We start from the raw sequence: 15,734 nt of genomic DNA, 5'->3' as shown, positions 1-15,734 counted from the left end.
CGGAGATGGTGCCGTTCAAGGTCAATGCGTCAATGCAGTGATCATTGATGTCGGCAGTCGTCTTGCGACCGACCCTACCGTTGGTCAGGCGACGGTGGTCCGGTTGGGGTCTTCACATGGCTGCGTCGACCTGTTGTTGATAGTGGCGGCGTCACTTCGCTTCGTCGCAGAACTCCATGCCCCTGATTCCCGAGCGCGTCCGGCGCTGGCCCCGGCCGTGGCGCGTGGCGTTGCTTACCTTGCTGGCGCTGTATGCGCTGTACCTGCTCGCCGGCAACGTGTTCCTCAACACGCCGCTGTTCGATGCGGTCACCAACCGTAAACCTGAAAAATTCAGCCTGCAGACCGGGCCGGCGCTGACGCTGCTGCCCGGGCACGCGGTTGTCTGGAACGTGCGCATCCGTGGCCAGGCCAACCATACCGTCTACATCTTCCGTGCCGACCGCGCGAGCGCGTGGATCTCGCTGGTGCACCTGTTCAAGCGCGAGGTGCGCATTCCAGGCATCAACGCCACCGGCGTGGAAGCGGACATCCAACGGGTGGAGAAGGCGATCCCGCCGCCGCCACGTGGTGATCGTGGCTGGAACATCCGCCTGGATGCGATCCACAGCGACAGCATCCGCAGCGGCCGCTTCGGCAAGCTGCTGGTCGCCGGGCAGGGCCACGGCACGGTGGGCTTCCAGAAACAGGTCAAGGGCGGGCCGTCGGAACTGTTCGATTCCACCGCTGGGTTCGAGCAGGCCACGATCACCTACGACGGGGTCAAGGTGCTCGACGAGGCGCACCTGGCCGCGCGCTTCCATTACCCGCGCCACTACCGGGATGAAGCGCCGGGCCTGCGAAAATTCGGGATCACCTTCGCGCAGCTGCAGGTGGACGGGCGCAGCCAGGCGATCAACATCGATACCGCCGGTCCGCATGTCAAGGTGGGCAGCGTGCCTGCCGAGGCCCGGCTCACCGCGGACGTGGTGATGGACCGCGGCCTGCTGCAACCTGGCAGCCGGGTGGTGTGGCGGCTGCCGGTGCATGCCGGCGTGCACGCACCGGACCGTGGCCTGCTGTCGCTTCAGCTCGACGTGGCCCAGGACATGCGCGTGCAGGCGCGCCTGCCGCGCGACCAGGAAACCGGCAGCGAACTGCACGCGGACCTGCGCGTCACCGGCCGGCGGATTCCGTTCGAGGCACCCGCCGAACTGTTGCCGCGCCTGTCCGGGCAGGTGCGCGGTGCGTGGCGGTTCGAGTCGTTGAACTGGATTGCCGATCTGTTCGTGCGCAAGCCGTGGTTCAAGCTCGATGGCGGTGGGTTGCTGCAGGGCGACCTGCGCATTGCCGATGGCCAGCTGGCGCCGGGCAGCAGCCTGGAGGTGCCGCAGGTGGCCGCCGTTGCCGAGGTGGCAGGCGTGCGCATGCAGGGCGATGCGCATGCGCTCGGGCGCATTGTCGAGGGCGCGCCGCCACAGGCCGAACTGAAGGTCGATATTCCCACGTTCCGCGCGGCGCCGACCGATTCGCCCAAGGCGGTGTTGTTCGATGGCAAGGCGCTGGCGTTGACGCTGCGCGGCGATGCGCGGCTGCAGCAGCTGCGCGACGGCATGCGCGCGCAGCTGTGCTTCACCGATGCGCGGGTGCCCGACCTGAGCGCCTACAACCGCTACGTGGGTAACGACAACGTTCGTCTGCTCGGAGGTACCGCACTGCTCAGCGGCGACGTAACGCTGGATGCTGCCGGCCGGGTCGGGCAGGGGCGCGCGGACCTGCGTGGCACCGGTGCGCGCATGCAGGCCGCCGGCCTGTCGCTGCGTGGCGATGCGCAGGTCAAAGCACGGCTGCAGCGCGCCGATTTCGACGCCGGCCAGTTCGACCTGGGGGGCAGCACGCTCAGCCTGCGCAATGTGCAGGTCGACGGCGACACGGGCAAGGGCGGCTGGTGGGGCGAGGTCGATCTGCGCAGCGGGCATATCCAGTCCGAGGCGCCGTTCCAGGTGGACGCACGGGCCGACCTGCGGCTGCGCGATGCCGGTCCGCTGCTGGGCATCTACGCCGAGCGCAGCCAGTACCCGCGCTGGGTGCTGGGCCTGCTCGATTCGGGTGAAGTGCAGGCGAGCGGGCAGCTGCGCTGGCGCCGCGAGCACCTGGCGGTTGACGACCTGCAGGCCGAGAACGCGCGGCTGTCGCTGCGCGCCCGGTTGGACATGGAGCAGGCGCAGCGTCGTGGCGACCTGTACCTGCGCTGGGGCCTGCTGGGGGCCGGCATCGAACTGGACGGCGGCAAGCGCACCTGGCACCTCGCCGGTGCCCGCGACTGGTACGACAGCCGGCCGCGGGTGCTGCCCGATGCCTCAACGCCGGGCCGTGCCAACCCCGCAGGCACTCCGGACCGGTAGCGCCACGCCCTGCGTGGCGGCCCCCGTCACCGCCCGCGCGGCGTCACCCTCGGGCACTTTCACCGGCTCCGCCAGCGCCCGCGCCAACCCCGCATCGGCGATATGCCCGTGCAGGAACAACAATCCGCTGTAGATGTTCATGTGCGTCCTCCACTTGAGTAGGACTCACGATAGGGGCAGGATAGGCGGCGCAAAAGCGATCCTTTCGCAAGTCTTTCTTGAACTGGATTCAAGTCGCCATGTCCCGCATCCCGCTCCAGCCGTTGCAGAATTTCGTCACCGCCGCACGCCTCGGCAACCTGACCCGCGCGGCTGACTCGCTGAACCTCACTGTCAGCGCGCTCAGCCACCAGATGCGGCAGCTGGAGGAGCGCCTGGGCTATGCGCTGCTGCAGCGGCAGGCGCGCGGGGTGCGGGTGACGCCCGAAGGCCAGCGCCTGCTGGAGCAGGTCGGTCCGCACCTGGATGCAATCTCGTTGGCGCTGCAGCCGTTCGGTGCGCGCCACGACCGCGTGTTGTCGGTGAGCGCATTGCCATCAATGGCCTCCAACTGGCTCGTGCCACGGCTGGGGTCGTTCGTGGCCTGCCACCCGGAGATTGAATTCAACCTGGAATCCAGCGAGCGGCTTACCGATTTTGATCGGCAACTGCAGTGCGATGCCGCGCTGCGGGTGGGTGCAGGGCAGTGGAGTGGCCTGCATGTGGAGCCGCTGTTCGATGAGTGGCTGATGCCGATGGCCAGCCCGTCACTGGTCGAACGCATGGGCGGGTTGGGCGCGCTGCCGCTGTCGCAGTGGCCGCTGCTGGGGGATCCGGATGGCGAATGGCAGCGCTGGTTCGCCTCGATCGGGGAGGTTGCGCCGTCGCGCTACGTGGCCATGCTCAATGACTCCGAATCGCATCATCGTGCCGCGCTGGATGGCTTCGGGGTCGCGCTGGGGCGGGTGACGCGGGCGCGGTTGCTGCTGGATTCGGGGCAGTTGATTGCGTTGTCACCGCATCGGTTGAAGACCCGCTGGTCGCATTGGCTGGTGTACCCGCCACGGTCGTCCACGCACCAGGGGTTTCTCGCGTTTCGTGAGTGGCTGCACGCGCAGGCGGCGGAACATGCGCGGCATATGGAGGCGTTGGTGGGGTGACGATCAACGCGCAGGCGTGGGCCAATATTGGCTGTCGGGGGTGCTGCGCGCGCCGAAAATTGCCTGGCCTACGCGTACCACCGTGGCGCCTTCCTCGATGGCGATCTCGAAATCGCCGGACATGCCCATCGACAGTTCGTCCAGGCTGACGCCGGCCGGCAGGGTCGGGCGCAGGCGCTCGCGCAGGTCGCGCAGGCGCACGAAACACGGGCGCACCTGTTCCGGATCGGCCGAGAACAGCGCCAGGGTCATCAAGCCGCGCACGCGCAGCTGGGGGAAGGCGGGCAGCTGCTGCACGAAGTCGGCCACCTCGATCGGGTCCAGGCCGTACTTGCTGGCTTCGCCCGAGGTGTTGACCTGCACGAACACGTCCAGCGTGCGGCCTTCCTGCGCCAGCCGCTGGTCCAGCGCCTGGGCCACGCGCAGGCTGTCCAGCGCCTGGAATTGGCTGGCAAAGCGGGCCACATCGCGCGCCTTGTTGGTCTGCAGGTGGCCGATCACCGACCAGCGGATGCCCAGGTCGGCCATCGCCTCGGCCTTGCCCTTGGCTTCCTGCACCTTGTTTTCGCCCAGCGTATCGCAGCCGGCCTGCACCGCCAGCCGCAGCCGTGCTTCGTCCACGGTCTTGCTCACCGGCAGCAGCCGCACCGTGGCCGGATCGCGCCCGGCGCGTGCGGACGCGGCCGCGATGCGTGCATGTACCGCCTCCAGGTTGTGGCGGAAGTCTTCAACGGTAGTGGCTTGCGGCCAGGCGGGGGCGACGATCGACATAACGTGATCCGGAACAGGCACGGCCCGCATTTTCGCACGGCGGCAATCAGGGCGCCGTAGGTGTCCCCGGACGGATGTAATGCGACTGCCCGTTGTCGTTGAGGAAGATCAGCTCCGGCTTGCCCTGCCAGGAGGTGAGCATGGCGCCGGTGCTGTTCTGGTGTTTGATCACCAACGTGGCGCCGCGATCGGGGTTGGCGGTGATCTTGAAGACTTCGGTGGTGCCCTTGGCATCATCCAGCGTGAGCGACGCCTCATCGCCCACATCGGCAGTGCCATAACTGCCACGTTCGGAACCGTCGGCACCGAGCAGCACCACGCCCGACAGCGGCGAGGCGCGCGGGCCCTGCGACACCCCTTTGCTGAGCGGGTCGGGCAGCGGTGCGCCCAGGATCACCCGGGCCTGGCCGCTGCCATCCTGGATGACCAGCCCGCGGGCGGTGATCACCCGCTCGGTGGACTGGCTGCGGTGCAGCTGCACGGCGGTGTAACCCGACACCAGCAGGGCAAGGCTGGACACCGCCAGGGTGGTGAGGGTGAGTACGCGCGACATGGCAGGCTCCGGATCCTTGGATGGCAGCGACGATAGCCGAAGCCGTCGTGACCGCACCAGTCGGGAAAGTCTGTATCTATCGTCAGCGTGAAACCGGTCACAGCACTCAATGGAAGTCGCGGCTGTGGGTGCGCACCCCGTCGATCAGCGCATCGAGGTTGTGCATGCGCTGCACGATCAGGTGCTGCACGCCATCCACCCGTTCCAGCCGGCCATCGATCTGCATCAGCTGGGCCTCCACCAGCACCCGGTGCTGGCGGTCGGCGGTCTTGCGCCAGACCACCGCGTTGACCATGCCGCTTTCGTCTTCCAGGGTGAGGAAGGTCACCCCGCTGGCGGTCTGCGGGCGCTGGCGCATGCGCACCAGCCCGGCGAAGCGCACGCTGCGCCCGTGCGGCAGCTGCGCCAGTTCATCGGAGCGCTGGCAACGGCGGGCGCGCAGCGCGTCGCGGAGGAAGGACACCATGTGCTGGCCCAGGGTGGTGCCGGTGCTGTTGTAATCGGCCTGCATGTCCTCGAACGCGCTGGGCGCCGGCAACGCCACGGCTGCATCGGCGGTGGCGCGGACGCTCTCGAACAGCGGCAGCGGTTTTTCCACGCCGGAGACATCCCAGCGCGCGCGGTGGCGGTGCCCGCTCAGCCCCTTCAGCGCGCCGGCGTCGGCCAGCAGGCCCTGGTGGCGGCGATCCAGCCGCGCCCGCTGGCTCAGGTCGGCCACGCTGTCGAAGGCATGCCGGGCACGTGCCTGCATCACTTCCCCGGCCACCGCTTCGCTGAAGCCATCGATCATGCGCAGGCCGAGCCGGATGCCGGGCAGGGCATCGGCCTGCGTGGTCGGCACCAGCGTGCAGTTCCACTCGCTGTGGCGCACGTCCACCGGCAGCACCGGCACGCCGTGCCGGCGCGCATCCTGCAGGATCTGGTCGGGGGTGTAGAAGCCCAGCGGCTGGCTGTTGATCAGGCTGGCGGCGAACGCGGCCGGGTGGTGGCACTTGAGCCAGCAGCTGACGTAGGTGATCAGCGCGAAGCTGGCCGCGTGGCTTTCCGGGAAGCCGTAGCTGCCGAAGCCCTTGATCTGCTCGAACAGGCGCTCGCCGTAGTCGCGGCTGTAATTGTTCTTCGCCATGCCGGCCAGCAGTTTGTCGCGGTGCGGCTCCAGCCCGCCGTGGCGCTTCCACGCCGCCATCGAACGGCGCAGCGCATCGGCCTCGCCCGGGGTGAAGCCGGCGGCGGCCACCGCCAGCTGCATCACCTGTTCCTGGAACAGCGGCACGCCCAGGGTGCGCTTGAACACCTTTTCCAGTTCGGGCGGGTAATCGATCTCTTCGATCCCTTCTTCCTTGAGCCGCTTGCGGCGGTTGAGGTAGGGATGGACCATGTCGCCCTGGATCGGCCCGGGCCGCACGATCGCCACTTCGATCACCAGGTCGTAGAAGCAGCGCGGCTGCATGCGCGGCAGCATGGCCATCTGCGCGCGCGATTCGATCTGGAACACGCCCAGCGTATCGGCGCGGCAGATCATGTCGTAGGTGGCGGTGTCGCCGGCCGGGATGTCGGCCATGCCCATCGCCGGGGCCCCATGGGCGTGCAGCATGGCCAGGCATTTGCGCACGGCGGTGAGCATGCCCAGCGCCAGGCAGTCGACCTTCATCAGCCCGGTGGCATCCAGGTCGTCCTTGTCCCACTGGATCACGGTGCGGTCGGCCATGGCCGCGTTCTCCACCGGCACCAGGGTGGACAACGGGTGCTCGGAAATCACGAAGCCGCCCGGGTGCTGGGACAGGTGGCGCGGGAAGTCCACCAGTTCGGCGGTGAGCGCCACCACCCGCTGCATCAGCGGCGTGTCCGGGTCGAAGCCGCGTTCGCGCAGGGCCTCGGGCAGCGGCTCGTGGCTGCTCCAGCGGTCCAGGCAGGCGGCCAGTTCGTTGACCTGGTCCGGCGGCAGGCCGAGCACGCGGGCCACGTCGCGCACCGCGCTGCGGCCCCGGTAGCTGATCGCCACGGCGGTGAGCGCCGCGCGTTCGCGGCCGTAGCGGTTGAACACGTACTGGAGCACTTCCTCGCGGCGTTCGTGTTCGAAATCGATGTCGATGTCCGGCGGCTCGTCGCGTTCTTCGGAGATGAAGCGTTCGAACAGCAGTTCCATGTGGCTGGGGTCGATCTCGGTCACGCCCAGCACGAAGCACACCGACGAATTGGCGGCCGAGCCACGGCCCTGGCACAGGATCTTCTGACTGCGCGCGAAGCGCACGATGTCGTGCACGGTCAGGAAGTACGACTCGTACTGCTTGAGGTGGATCAGCCGCAGCTCGTGTTCGATCTGCCGGCGCTGGGCCTCGGTGGCACCGCCCGGCCAGCGCCAGCGCATGCCCTCTTCCACCAGCGTGCGCAGCCAGCTGGCCGGGTCGTGGCCCTCGGGCACCAGCTCGCGCGGGTAGGTGTACTGCAGCTGCGCCAGGTCGAACCGGCACCGCTCGGCCACGCGCAGGGTTTCCTCCAGCAGCTCGGGCGGGTACAGCGCGGCCAGCGCCTGGCGCGTGCGCAGGTGGCGTTCGCCATTGGGGAACAGGTGCCAGCCGGCATCGGCGATGGTGCAGTGCTGGCGGATCGCGGTGAGGGTGTCCTGCAGCGCACGGCGGCGGCGCACGTGCATGTGCACATCGCCGCTGGCCACCAGCGGGACGTCGTGGGCGTAGCCGAATTCCAGCAGCGCTTCCAGCCGCGCCACGTCGTCGGCGTCACGGTGCAGTTCCACCGCCAGCCACAAGCGGTGCGGGAAGCGCGCGTGCAGCCACGCCGCATCCCCGGCACTGGGCGAACGCGATGGCCACAGGCACAGCAGGCTGTCGGGAAGGGCATCGAAGTCCTCGCGCAGGCAGCGGTACTGGCCTTTCGGCGCGCGCCGGCGGCAGGTGGTGATCAGCTGGCACAGCCCGGCATAGGCGGCCTGGTCGGTGCACAGCAGCACCACCTTGGGCCCGTCCTCGATCTGGAATTCCGCGCCGGTGATCAGCGCCAGCCCGTGCTTCTTCGCCGCCTGCCAGGCGCGCACGATGCCGGCCAGCGAACATTCGTCGGTGATCGCCAGCGCCTGGTAGCCCTGTTCCTTCGCACGTGCGAACAGTTCCTCGGCGATCGAGGCGCCGCGCTGGAAACTGAAGGCCGACAGGCAATGCAGTTCGGCGTAACCGGGCAGGGCGGTGCTCATGCGAACCAGCCGTGCAGCATGAACGGCCCGTGCCGCGCACCGGCCGCGGTGTAGGCCCAGGCACGCTGGCCCAGGGCAGTTTCCACCACGTAGTAATCGCGGCGCACATCGCCTTCGTCCCACCAGCCCGATTCAATCCGTTCCGGCCCGGAGAGGATGCGCAGGTCCGGGTCGTACAGCGGCTGCGGCGTGGCCAGCAGCCAGCCCGGGCGCAGCGGCAGGATGGGCGGCGGGCCCTTGGTGGCCTGCGTGGCCGGGCCGCTGGCGCGTTCGGGGCGGTGTTCGGCGCGCAGCCCCACGCCCTGCACGGCATCGTCGCCCAGCCGCGCGCGCAGGCGTTCGCGCAGCTGTTCCCATGGCATGGCCTGCTGCGGGCGCGGGTCGAACAGGTCGCGCGCGGCCGGCACGAACGGCGGCAGGTGTTCGGCCTGCAGGCGCAGCCCGCGGCTGCCGGCGGGCAGGCGCAGGTGGTCGACGCGGTTGCGCGCCAGTTCGAACAGCATCGCCGCATCGCGTTCGGGCGCGAGCAGGCCCACGGTGAGCCGGGTATCGGGGTGCCGCTCGTGTTCGAACCACAGGTCGAACTGCTGCGCGCCGCCATCGCGCGAACACAGGAATGCGGCCAGGTCGGCGGTGAGGCGGCGCAACGGGAACAGCAGGGCCTGGGTGGATTCGATTTCGTACTCGAACTCGATCCGCGCATCGAACCGGTCCGGCGGGCGGAAGTACTGCAGCGGCGCGCTGCCGATACCGCGCAATGCATCCAGGTGGGCCAGCACCTGGGCCGGGAAACGCCGCGCCAGGCTTTCGCGGGGCAGCGCGAAGGCCGCACCCAGGGTGCGCAGGCCGGAGCGCGCCAGTACCGTGACGGCCTCGGCCGGCAGGCCGCTGCGGTCGATCGGGATCTGCGCCAGTGCAGGTTCCAGCGCGGTCGCATCCACGCCCAGCCGGGCATGCACGCGGGTGAGTACCCAGGCCGCATGCGGGTTCGGGGCGGCCACCAGCCGGTGGCGGAAGCCCAGTTCCTTCAGGCCCTCGCGCAGGCGCTGTTCGATCGCCGGCCAGTCACCGAACAGGGCACGGCTGGCGCCGATTTCCAGCGCCAGCGCATGCGGGAAGGCCAGGCTCACCTGCGAGCTGATGCCATACAGCCAGCTGGCCAGCAGCTGGCGGGTGTCCTGTTCGGCGCGCGGGTCGTAGTCCACCGTGAGCATGTCGCGGGTCAGCACCTGCGCGGCCGACAGCAGCATGCCGCGGCGCAGGCCGAGCTGGCGCGCCGCCGGGCTGACCGCATGCAGCACCCGGCGCTGGGCCGGGCCGGTGACCAGCACCAGCGGCGCGCGCGGATCGGGCTGCTGGCGCAGGGCCGCGTCCAGCGCCAGTTGAGGCAGCAACAAACAGGCCCACTGCATGGCGGCGCCTCAATGGGCCAGGGCCAGCGGCAACGGCTGCGCCGGTGCCATGCCGCCGCGGCATTTGAGCACCCGCACCTGGCCGGCATCGAGCTGCAGGCGCAACGGGGCGGGGGAGGGGTTGCGCGCCAGCCGGCTGTCGCGGAAGGCAAAGCCCAGGCACTGGCCGGTTTCGGCCGCCACCTGCAGCCGGCGCAGGGCGCGGTCGTCGGCATGCCCGGGCCAGCACAGCACCGCCGCACAGGCGGCCGAGCGCAGGCATTGTTCGGCCGCCCACAGCGCTTCGCGGTGGTTGGCATGCACCACCTGCAGCTGGCCCAGGGCCAGCCCGGCACCGGCCCAGGCCGGGGCATGCGGCAGGTGCGGCGGGGCGACCAGCACCACGGTCTGCTGCAGCTGGCTGAGCCGGGCCAGGGTCGGCCAGACCAGCGCCAGCTCACCCTGGCCGGGCGCGGCCAGCAGTACCTCGGACAGGGCCGACGGCGGCCAGCCCCCGCCGGGCAGGCGGCTGTCCAGCGCCGGGTGCCCGGTCGGGTGGGCAGCGGCGTCCCGCGCCGTCCCGCGCGGCTGCCCGCGCCAGACCTGGCGGCTTTCCAGCAGTTGTTCCAGGGCCACCACGGCGCCCATCAGCGCACCTCCCTGGCAGGCTGGAACAAGAGGAAATGGGCGGAAAACCTGAACATGGAGGCGAGGATAGGCAGGGCAGGTGTCAAGGGTTGAGACCGACATGCTACGTGTTATTAGCAAAATTGCTAATGAATTCTCCCATCCCCACGCACCCGGAAAATCCCCAACGCCAGAACCGAAACCCCAGCCCCCACCCAACACACCGCCGCCCACCCATGCGCCGCATATACCGCGCTCCCCAGCAACGCGCCCAACCCGCTTCCGGCCGCGTAAAACAGCATGTACGCCGCAATCACCTGGGCCTGGGCCTGGGCCGGCGCCGCCGCCAGGATCAGGCTCTGGTTGGTTACATGCAGGGCCTGCACGGCCAGATCCAGCAGCAGCACGCCCAGCACCAGCCAGCCCAGCCAGGCGTGCAGCGCCGACAGCGGCCACCAGCTCAACAGCAACAGCAGCAGCGCTCCCAGCGTCACCCGGTCGGCATGCCCACGGTCGCTCCAGTGCCCACTGCGCGCAGCGGCCAGTGCGCCGAGCAGACCCACCAGCGCGAACGCACCGATCGCGGTGTGCCCCAGCCGGAACGGCGGCGCGCTCAACGGCAGCGCCATGCTGCTCCAGAACAGCCCGAACCCGGTGAACATCAACAGCCCCAGCAGCCCACGCCGGCGCAGCACCGGTTGCTGGCGCAGCAGGGCCAGCAGCGACAACCGCGGCGAGGCAGCCGGCATCGAAAGACGCGGCAGATGCCGCCACAGCAGGATCCCGGTCAGCCCCATCACGCCCGCCGAGAGCAGGTACACCGTGCGCCAGCCGCCCAGGTCAGCCACCACGCCCGCCACCAGCCGCGCCAGCAGCAGCCCGATCACCACCCCGGCCTGCGCGGCGCCGACCACGCGGCCGCGCGCATGCGCCGGTGCGGCGGCGGCCGCGTAGGCAATCAGCCCCTGGGTCATCGCGGTGCCCAGCAGGCCCACGGCGAACATGGCCAGCAGCAGGCCCATGGCCGTACCGGCGGCAGCAACACAGAGCAGCGCCAGCATCAGCGCGGCGGTCTGCAGCGCCATCAGCCGCCGCCGCTCGACCCGGTCGCCCAGCGGCACCAGCCACAGCAGTGCCGCCACCGACCCGACCTGGGTCGCGGCGATCACTGCGCCGATCCAGGACACGCCGATGTGCAGGTCGGCCGACAGCGCATCCAGAAGTGGCTGGGCGTAATAGACATTGGCCACGCTGAGCCCGGCGGCACAGGCGAACAGCAGAAGCAGGGAGGGGGCGATGCGCGGGAGGGGGACGGTGGCAGACATAACTGGTCTCGAAATAGAACCAGTTGAGTCTGTGGCATTTGGTTCTAAAATGAAACCACTAAAGGAGGGTCGCCATGCACCACGATCTCAACCACACCTGCCCGGTCGCGCGCGCGCTGGACCTGATCGGCGACCGCTGGTCGCTGCTGATCGTGCGCGACGCCTTCGACGGCGTGCGCCGCTTCAGCGATTTCCAGCGTGGCCTGGGCATGTCGCGCAGCATGCTCAGCCAGCGCCTGCAGGCCCTGCAGGACGCCGGCGTGCTGACCCAGCAGCCCGCCGCCGATGGCAGCCGCTACCACGACTACGTGCTCACCGCCCAAGGCCAGGCGCTGTTCCCGCTGGTGGTGGCGCTGCGCCAATGGGGCGAGGGTCATCTGTTCGACCCGTCTGAACCGCGTTCGCACCTGCAGGTGATCGGCACCGGGCAGGCCGTGGCACCGCTGCTGCCGCGCGATGCAGAGGGCAGGGCGCTGACGGCTGCGGAGACCGAAGTAATCAAGCCGGATCAGGTTCCCCTGAGCGGCGACTTCACCCGGGGCTGAAAGCTGGCGGCCGCCTCGAGGATTTCTCCAAGAAGCTCGGGGTGGCGGTCCAAGAGGCGGAACAGGTTGAACACCGCTGCCACCGGCTGTGCCTTGCCCGTTTCATACCGGGAAAACGCATTGGGGCCGCCGCCGGCGATGGCCGCTGCCTCATGCTGACTCAAGCGCAGCTTACGACGGACGCGGCGCAGCTCCGCGCCCGCGTCCAATCGGGCTTGGTGCACCAGTTCGTCGGCGGCCGCGAGATATCGCGCATGGCTGGTGTCATCCAGAAACGTCTCTTCGCAACGCTCGCAGCGCTCACCAACAAGATGGGGTACTTCGATCATTCGATTGCCGCTGGCCAGTGGCAGCGATCCGGCAAAAGCGACCAGTGAACCCACCGCGCCGCATGCAGCGCATTGACCTGGGGCGAGGATGGGGTAGTCGTGTGCGGTCGTCATGGTCATAGCTTCTTGAATGAAACAACGAGCAGATTGCGCCCTTTATAAACCTTAAAGGGTGATTTGCAAGCCGTGCAAGGCAAACGTTTCTATGACTTTTTGCTGTTTGATAGGCCTCATCGCTCGTGCCACGAACCTGAACACGCTGTTGACACGGATGAACAGGGTGAACGACTCTTGGGCGGATGGGTGCTGGTGACGGCACCCGACGGATGCGGTGGCTGTGGCGACAGGCGGAGGGGCCTGATCGTGGCTGGCGTGCCCGTGTAGTTCGATCCCGAGCGCGGTTGCGTGCCGGGATCCCGCCATGACGGCGCTGCACCCTTCTGCGGCAAGACTCCCTGGATTTAGTGCGTCAGCAAAGGTGTTTCGCCCGCTTATGAAAACGATTACAAAGCCCTTGGCCCTGACGGCCGCCATCGCCCTGTCGCTGTCTGCCCCTGCCTTCGCCGCACCGGCGGTGGGGGGCGAGGCCTTCACCGTGCTCCGCCTGGACCAGGCACCGACCTACCTGGATGCCAAGGCGGTGGCCGAACAGCTGCAGGCGCTGGACGTGGATGCGCTGACCATCGGCAACGTGATCCGCCCGGCCGACACCATGGAAAGCGCGCACGCACCGGACCCGCTGGCGGCACTGGCCGATGACCTGGGCTACACCTATCGCTTCATCAGTGCCGATCCGGTCGCCGCCGAGCAGCGCGGCAGCATCGTGCTCTCGCGCCTGCCGGTGGAAGCCGAATCGGGCGTGGAAGCGCCCGGCCTGAACTACCTGCGCCTCAATGACGGCCGCCATGTGGTGGCGCTGTACACGCGCGCTGCCGATGCCGATGGCACGGTGGTCAAGGCGCTGGTGGACAGCTCGCGCCTGGGTGCGCCGGCGGTGCTGCTGGGCACCGATGCGGACATCGCAACCGCCGCTGGTTTCGCCGCCATCGGCAAGGGCGCCGGCTACAGCGCCGGCTTCGACGCCGCCACGACCAAGCCGGTCAAACTTCGCCTGGATGCCGATACGAGCATCGCCGGCCAGCTGCTGACGCTGGGCTACAGCGCACCGGTGGGCGGCGACACGCCGTGGATGGACACCGGGCTGAGCGCCGACGCGCGCGCCAAGCTGCTGGTGGCGCGGATGACGGTGGACGAGAAGTTCCAGATGCTGCACAGCTATTTCGGGCTGGGCAAGGATGGCGGGCCGCTGCCGGAAGGCGCGGTCGGTTCGGCCGGGTTCGTGCCGGGCGTGCCGCGCCTGGGCATTCCGTCCCAGCAGTCGGCCGATGCCGGCGTGGGCGTGACCAACCCGGGCGGGATCCGCAAGGGCGACCATGCCACGGCGATGCCGTCGGGCCCGTCCACCGCGTCGAGCTGGAACCCGCAGATCGCCTTCACCGGCGGCGCCACCATGGGCCGCGAGGCCTGGCAGCAGCGCTTCAACATCCTGCTGGCCGGCAGCGTCAACCTGCAGCGCGACCCGCGCAATGGCCGCAATTTCGAATACGCCGGCGAAGACCCGGTGCTGGCCGGCCGCCTGGTGGGCGAGTCGATCCGCGGCGTGCAGAGCCAGCACGTGATCTCGACGATGAAGCACTTCGCGCTCAACGACATGGAAACCTCGCGCAATTTCCACAGCGCCGAAATCGGCGAACAGGCGATGCGCGAGTCGGACCTGCTGGCCTTTGAAATCGCGTTGGACGAAGGCAAGCCCGGTTCGGTGATGTGTTCCTACAACCGCATCAACGGCACCTACGGCTGCGAGCACGATTACCTGATGAACGAGGTGCTCAAGCAGGAATGGAAGTTCCCGGGTTTCGTGATGTCCGACTGGGGCGGCGTGCACAGCGGCTCCAAGGCGGCGCTGGCCGGGCTGGACCAGCAGTCGGCGGGCGAGGTGTTCGACAAGGCGGTGTACTTCGATGAACCGCTGCGGCTGGCCGTGGCCGGTGGCACGGTGCCGCAGGCGCGCTTGAACGACATGGTGGCGCGGATCCTGCGCACGATGTTCGCGCACGGCAATTTCGACCTGCCGCCGCAGCATGTGCCGATCGACGATGAAGCGGGCTTTGCCGCCGCGCAGCGCACGGTGGAAGAGGGCAGCGTGCTGCTGCGCAACGCCGGCGACGTGCTGCCGCTGGGCAAGGACGTGCAGCGCATCGTGATCATCGGCGGGCATGCCGACAAGGGCGTGATCGGGGGCGGTGGTTCGTCGATGGTGGGCTGGACCGCGCGGGGCACCAATGCGGTACCGGGCGTGCTGCCGACCACGTGGCCGGGCCCGGTGATCTTCCACCCGTCGTCGCCGCTGGAGGCGCTGCGCGCCGAGCGCCCGGACGCCACCATCGAGTACGTGGACGGGCGTGACGTGGCGGCTGCCGCGCGCGCTGCCGCTGCGGCGGACGTGGCGATCGTGTTCGCGACGCAGTGGTCGGCCGAATCGGTCGATCTGCCGCACATGAAGCTGCCGGACAACCAGGACACGCTGATTGCCGGGGTGGCCAAGGCCAACCCGAAGACGGTGGTGGTGCTGGAGACCAACGGCCCGGTCGAGCTGCCGTGGCTGCAGCAGGTGCCGGCGATCCTGCAGGCGTGGTACCCGGGCATCCGCGGCGGTGAAGCCATCGCGGCGCTGCTGACCGGCAAGGTGAATCCGTCGGGCCGGCTGCCGGTGACGTGGCCGGTGGATGCGTCGCAGCTGCCGCGCCCGCACGTGAACGGGCTGGGCTTCAACCCGAAGCAGAAGCCGGATGACACGATCGATTACAACATCGAAGGCGCGAACTTCGGTTACAAGTGGTTCGCGGCCAAGGGCCTCACGCCGCAGTTCGCGTTCGGCCACGGGCTCTCATACACGCAGTTCCAGTACGACAACCTGGCCTACACCGCGATGGGCCAGCGCCTGGTGGCGACGGTGGACGTGCGCAACACCGGCAAGGTGGCCGGTGCGGACGTGGCGCAGCTGTACCTGAAGATGCCAGAAGGCAGCACCACGCCGATCCGCCTGATCGGCTTCCAGAAGGTCACGCTGCAGCCGGGTGAGTCGCGCCGGATCCGCATCGAGGCAGAACCGAAGGCGCTGGCCAGTTTCGATACGGCCGACAAGCAGTGGAAGATTGCGGAAGGCCGCTACGAGTTGCAGCTCTCGCGTTCGGCCAACGAGCCGCTGCAGACCTCGCCGATGGTGTTGAGTGGTGGTGTGGTGAAGTGAGGTAAGCACTCACGCATTGCGGCGAACGGCAGCGTTTTGATTTCAGCGCGCTGAGGCGGGCGGGTACCCCCATCCGGGACCCGCCGTGAACCCATCCATGGGGGCTTGTCAAAAACATCCATGTTTTAGACAGTCCCGGATGGGGGTACCCG

Annotated in this window: 12 protein-coding genes; 4 read left to right on the top strand and 8 right to left on the bottom strand. The window is 68.9% G+C overall.

Features of this window, described 5'->3' with window-relative positions; genetic code table 11:
- The first annotated feature begins 176 nt into the window (after positions 1-176).
- Positions 177-2,384 (top strand): hypothetical protein, encoded by a 2,208-nt coding sequence (locus QMX79_RS09600; RefSeq protein ID WP_282246545.1) that lies wholly within the window; start codon positions 177-179, stop codon positions 2,382-2,384.
- Here the strand turns inward: QMX79_RS09600 and QMX79_RS09595 are convergent.
- Positions 2,340-2,525: a hypothetical protein gene (locus QMX79_RS09595; RefSeq protein WP_282246544.1), complete on the bottom strand. Its 186-nt coding sequence runs from the start codon at positions 2,523-2,525 to the stop codon at positions 2,340-2,342. The two genes, QMX79_RS09600 and QMX79_RS09595, sit on opposite strands and share 45 nt — an antisense overlap.
- 98 nt (positions 2,526-2,623) lie before the next feature.
- Between QMX79_RS09595 and QMX79_RS09590 the strand changes: the two genes are divergently transcribed.
- A complete protein-coding gene (locus QMX79_RS09590) occupies positions 2,624-3,523 on the top strand; it encodes a LysR substrate-binding domain-containing protein (protein WP_282246543.1) in 900 nt (299 codons plus the stop codon).
- 3 nt (positions 3,524-3,526) lie between these two features.
- Here the strand turns inward: QMX79_RS09590 and QMX79_RS09585 are convergent, their stop codons facing one another.
- The 6 genes from QMX79_RS09585 to QMX79_RS09560 form a co-directional block, all read right to left on the bottom strand.
- Positions 3,527-4,294, bottom strand: coding sequence for a YggS family pyridoxal phosphate-dependent enzyme (locus QMX79_RS09585; protein ID WP_282246542.1), 768 nt, complete (start codon positions 4,292-4,294; stop codon positions 3,527-3,529).
- 46 nt (positions 4,295-4,340) lie between these two features.
- Entirely contained in the window at positions 4,341-4,847 is a 507-nt protein-coding gene (locus QMX79_RS09580) for a hypothetical protein (RefSeq protein ID WP_282246541.1), read from the bottom strand.
- A 106-nt stretch (positions 4,848-4,953) separates the two neighbouring features.
- The gene (locus QMX79_RS09575) at positions 4,954-8,055 is read right to left on the bottom strand and encodes an error-prone DNA polymerase (protein WP_282246540.1); all 3,102 of its coding nucleotides are present in this window, start codon (positions 8,053-8,055) and stop codon (positions 4,954-4,956) included.
- Positions 8,052-9,467, bottom strand: a complete 1,416-nt coding sequence (locus QMX79_RS09570) for a DNA polymerase Y family protein (RefSeq protein WP_282246539.1) — start codon at positions 9,465-9,467, stop codon at positions 8,052-8,054. The genes QMX79_RS09575 and QMX79_RS09570 overlap by 4 nt, the downstream gene beginning before the upstream one ends.
- A 9-nt stretch (positions 9,468-9,476) precedes the next feature.
- Positions 9,477-10,094 carry a translesion DNA synthesis-associated protein ImuA gene (imuA, locus tag QMX79_RS09565; RefSeq protein WP_282246538.1) on the bottom strand — a complete coding sequence of 206 codons (618 nt, stop codon included), beginning with the start codon at positions 10,092-10,094 and terminating at the stop codon, positions 9,477-9,479.
- A gap of 125 nt (positions 10,095-10,219) precedes the next feature.
- Positions 10,220-11,398: an MFS transporter gene (locus QMX79_RS09560; RefSeq protein ID WP_282246537.1), complete on the bottom strand. Its 1,179-nt coding sequence runs from the start codon at positions 11,396-11,398 to the stop codon at positions 10,220-10,222.
- A gap of 74 nt (positions 11,399-11,472) precedes the next feature.
- On the opposite strand from QMX79_RS09560, the gene QMX79_RS09555 reads away from it, so the two are divergent.
- Entirely contained in the window at positions 11,473-11,943 is a 471-nt protein-coding gene (locus QMX79_RS09555) for a helix-turn-helix domain-containing protein (protein WP_282246536.1), read from the top strand.
- Here QMX79_RS09555 and QMX79_RS09550 read toward each other — a convergent pair.
- Positions 11,907-12,386 (bottom strand): type II TA system antitoxin MqsA family protein, encoded by a 480-nt coding sequence (locus QMX79_RS09550; protein ID WP_282246535.1) that lies wholly within the window; start codon positions 12,384-12,386, stop codon positions 11,907-11,909. The two genes, QMX79_RS09555 and QMX79_RS09550, sit on opposite strands and share 37 nt — an antisense overlap.
- Before the next feature lie 379 nt (positions 12,387-12,765).
- Here QMX79_RS09550 and QMX79_RS09545 point away from each other — a divergent pair, with 379 nt between their 5' ends.
- On the top strand, positions 12,766-15,582 hold the full coding sequence (locus QMX79_RS09545) for a glycoside hydrolase family 3 C-terminal domain-containing protein (protein ID WP_282246534.1): 2,817 nt from the start codon (positions 12,766-12,768) through the stop codon (positions 15,580-15,582).
- The last annotated feature ends 152 nt before the right edge of the window (positions 15,583-15,734 follow it).

This window comes from Stenotrophomonas sp. PS02300 (genome assembly GCF_029959395.1).
Taxonomy (GTDB): domain Bacteria; phylum Pseudomonadota; class Gammaproteobacteria; order Xanthomonadales; family Xanthomonadaceae; genus Stenotrophomonas; species Stenotrophomonas maltophilia_AD.
This window is presented reverse-complemented; position numbering and strand designations above follow the sequence as displayed.

Bases quoted from the DNA above. Each gene is read 5' to 3' on its own strand.
- QMX79_RS09600 (WP_282246545.1), top strand. From the start codon at position 177: ATGCCCCTGATTCCCGAGCGCGTCCGGCGCTGGCCCCGGCCGTGGCGC.
- QMX79_RS09595 (WP_282246544.1), bottom strand. From the start codon at position 2,525: ATGAACATCTACAGCGGATTGTTGTTCCTGCACGGGCATATCGCCGAT.
- QMX79_RS09590 (WP_282246543.1), top strand. From the start codon at position 2,624: ATGTCCCGCATCCCGCTCCAGCCGTTGCAGAATTTCGTCACCGCCGCA.
- QMX79_RS09585 (WP_282246542.1), bottom strand. From the start codon at position 4,294: ATGTCGATCGTCGCCCCCGCCTGGCCGCAAGCCACTACCGTTGAAGAC.
- QMX79_RS09580 (WP_282246541.1), bottom strand. From the start codon at position 4,847: ATGTCGCGCGTACTCACCCTCACCACCCTGGCGGTGTCCAGCCTTGCC.
- QMX79_RS09575 (WP_282246540.1), bottom strand. From the start codon at position 8,055: ATGAGCACCGCCCTGCCCGGTTACGCCGAACTGCATTGCCTGTCGGCC.
- QMX79_RS09570 (WP_282246539.1), bottom strand. From the start codon at position 9,467: ATGCAGTGGGCCTGTTTGTTGCTGCCTCAACTGGCGCTGGACGCGGCC.
- imuA (WP_282246538.1), bottom strand. From the start codon at position 10,094: ATGGGCGCCGTGGTGGCCCTGGAACAACTGCTGGAAAGCCGCCAGGTC.
- QMX79_RS09560 (WP_282246537.1), bottom strand. From the start codon at position 11,398: ATGTCTGCCACCGTCCCCCTCCCGCGCATCGCCCCCTCCCTGCTTCTG.
- QMX79_RS09555 (WP_282246536.1), top strand. From the start codon at position 11,473: ATGCACCACGATCTCAACCACACCTGCCCGGTCGCGCGCGCGCTGGAC.
- QMX79_RS09550 (WP_282246535.1), bottom strand. From the start codon at position 12,386: ATGACGACCGCACACGACTACCCCATCCTCGCCCCAGGTCAATGCGCT.
- QMX79_RS09545 (WP_282246534.1), top strand. From the start codon at position 12,766: ATGAAAACGATTACAAAGCCCTTGGCCCTGACGGCCGCCATCGCCCTG.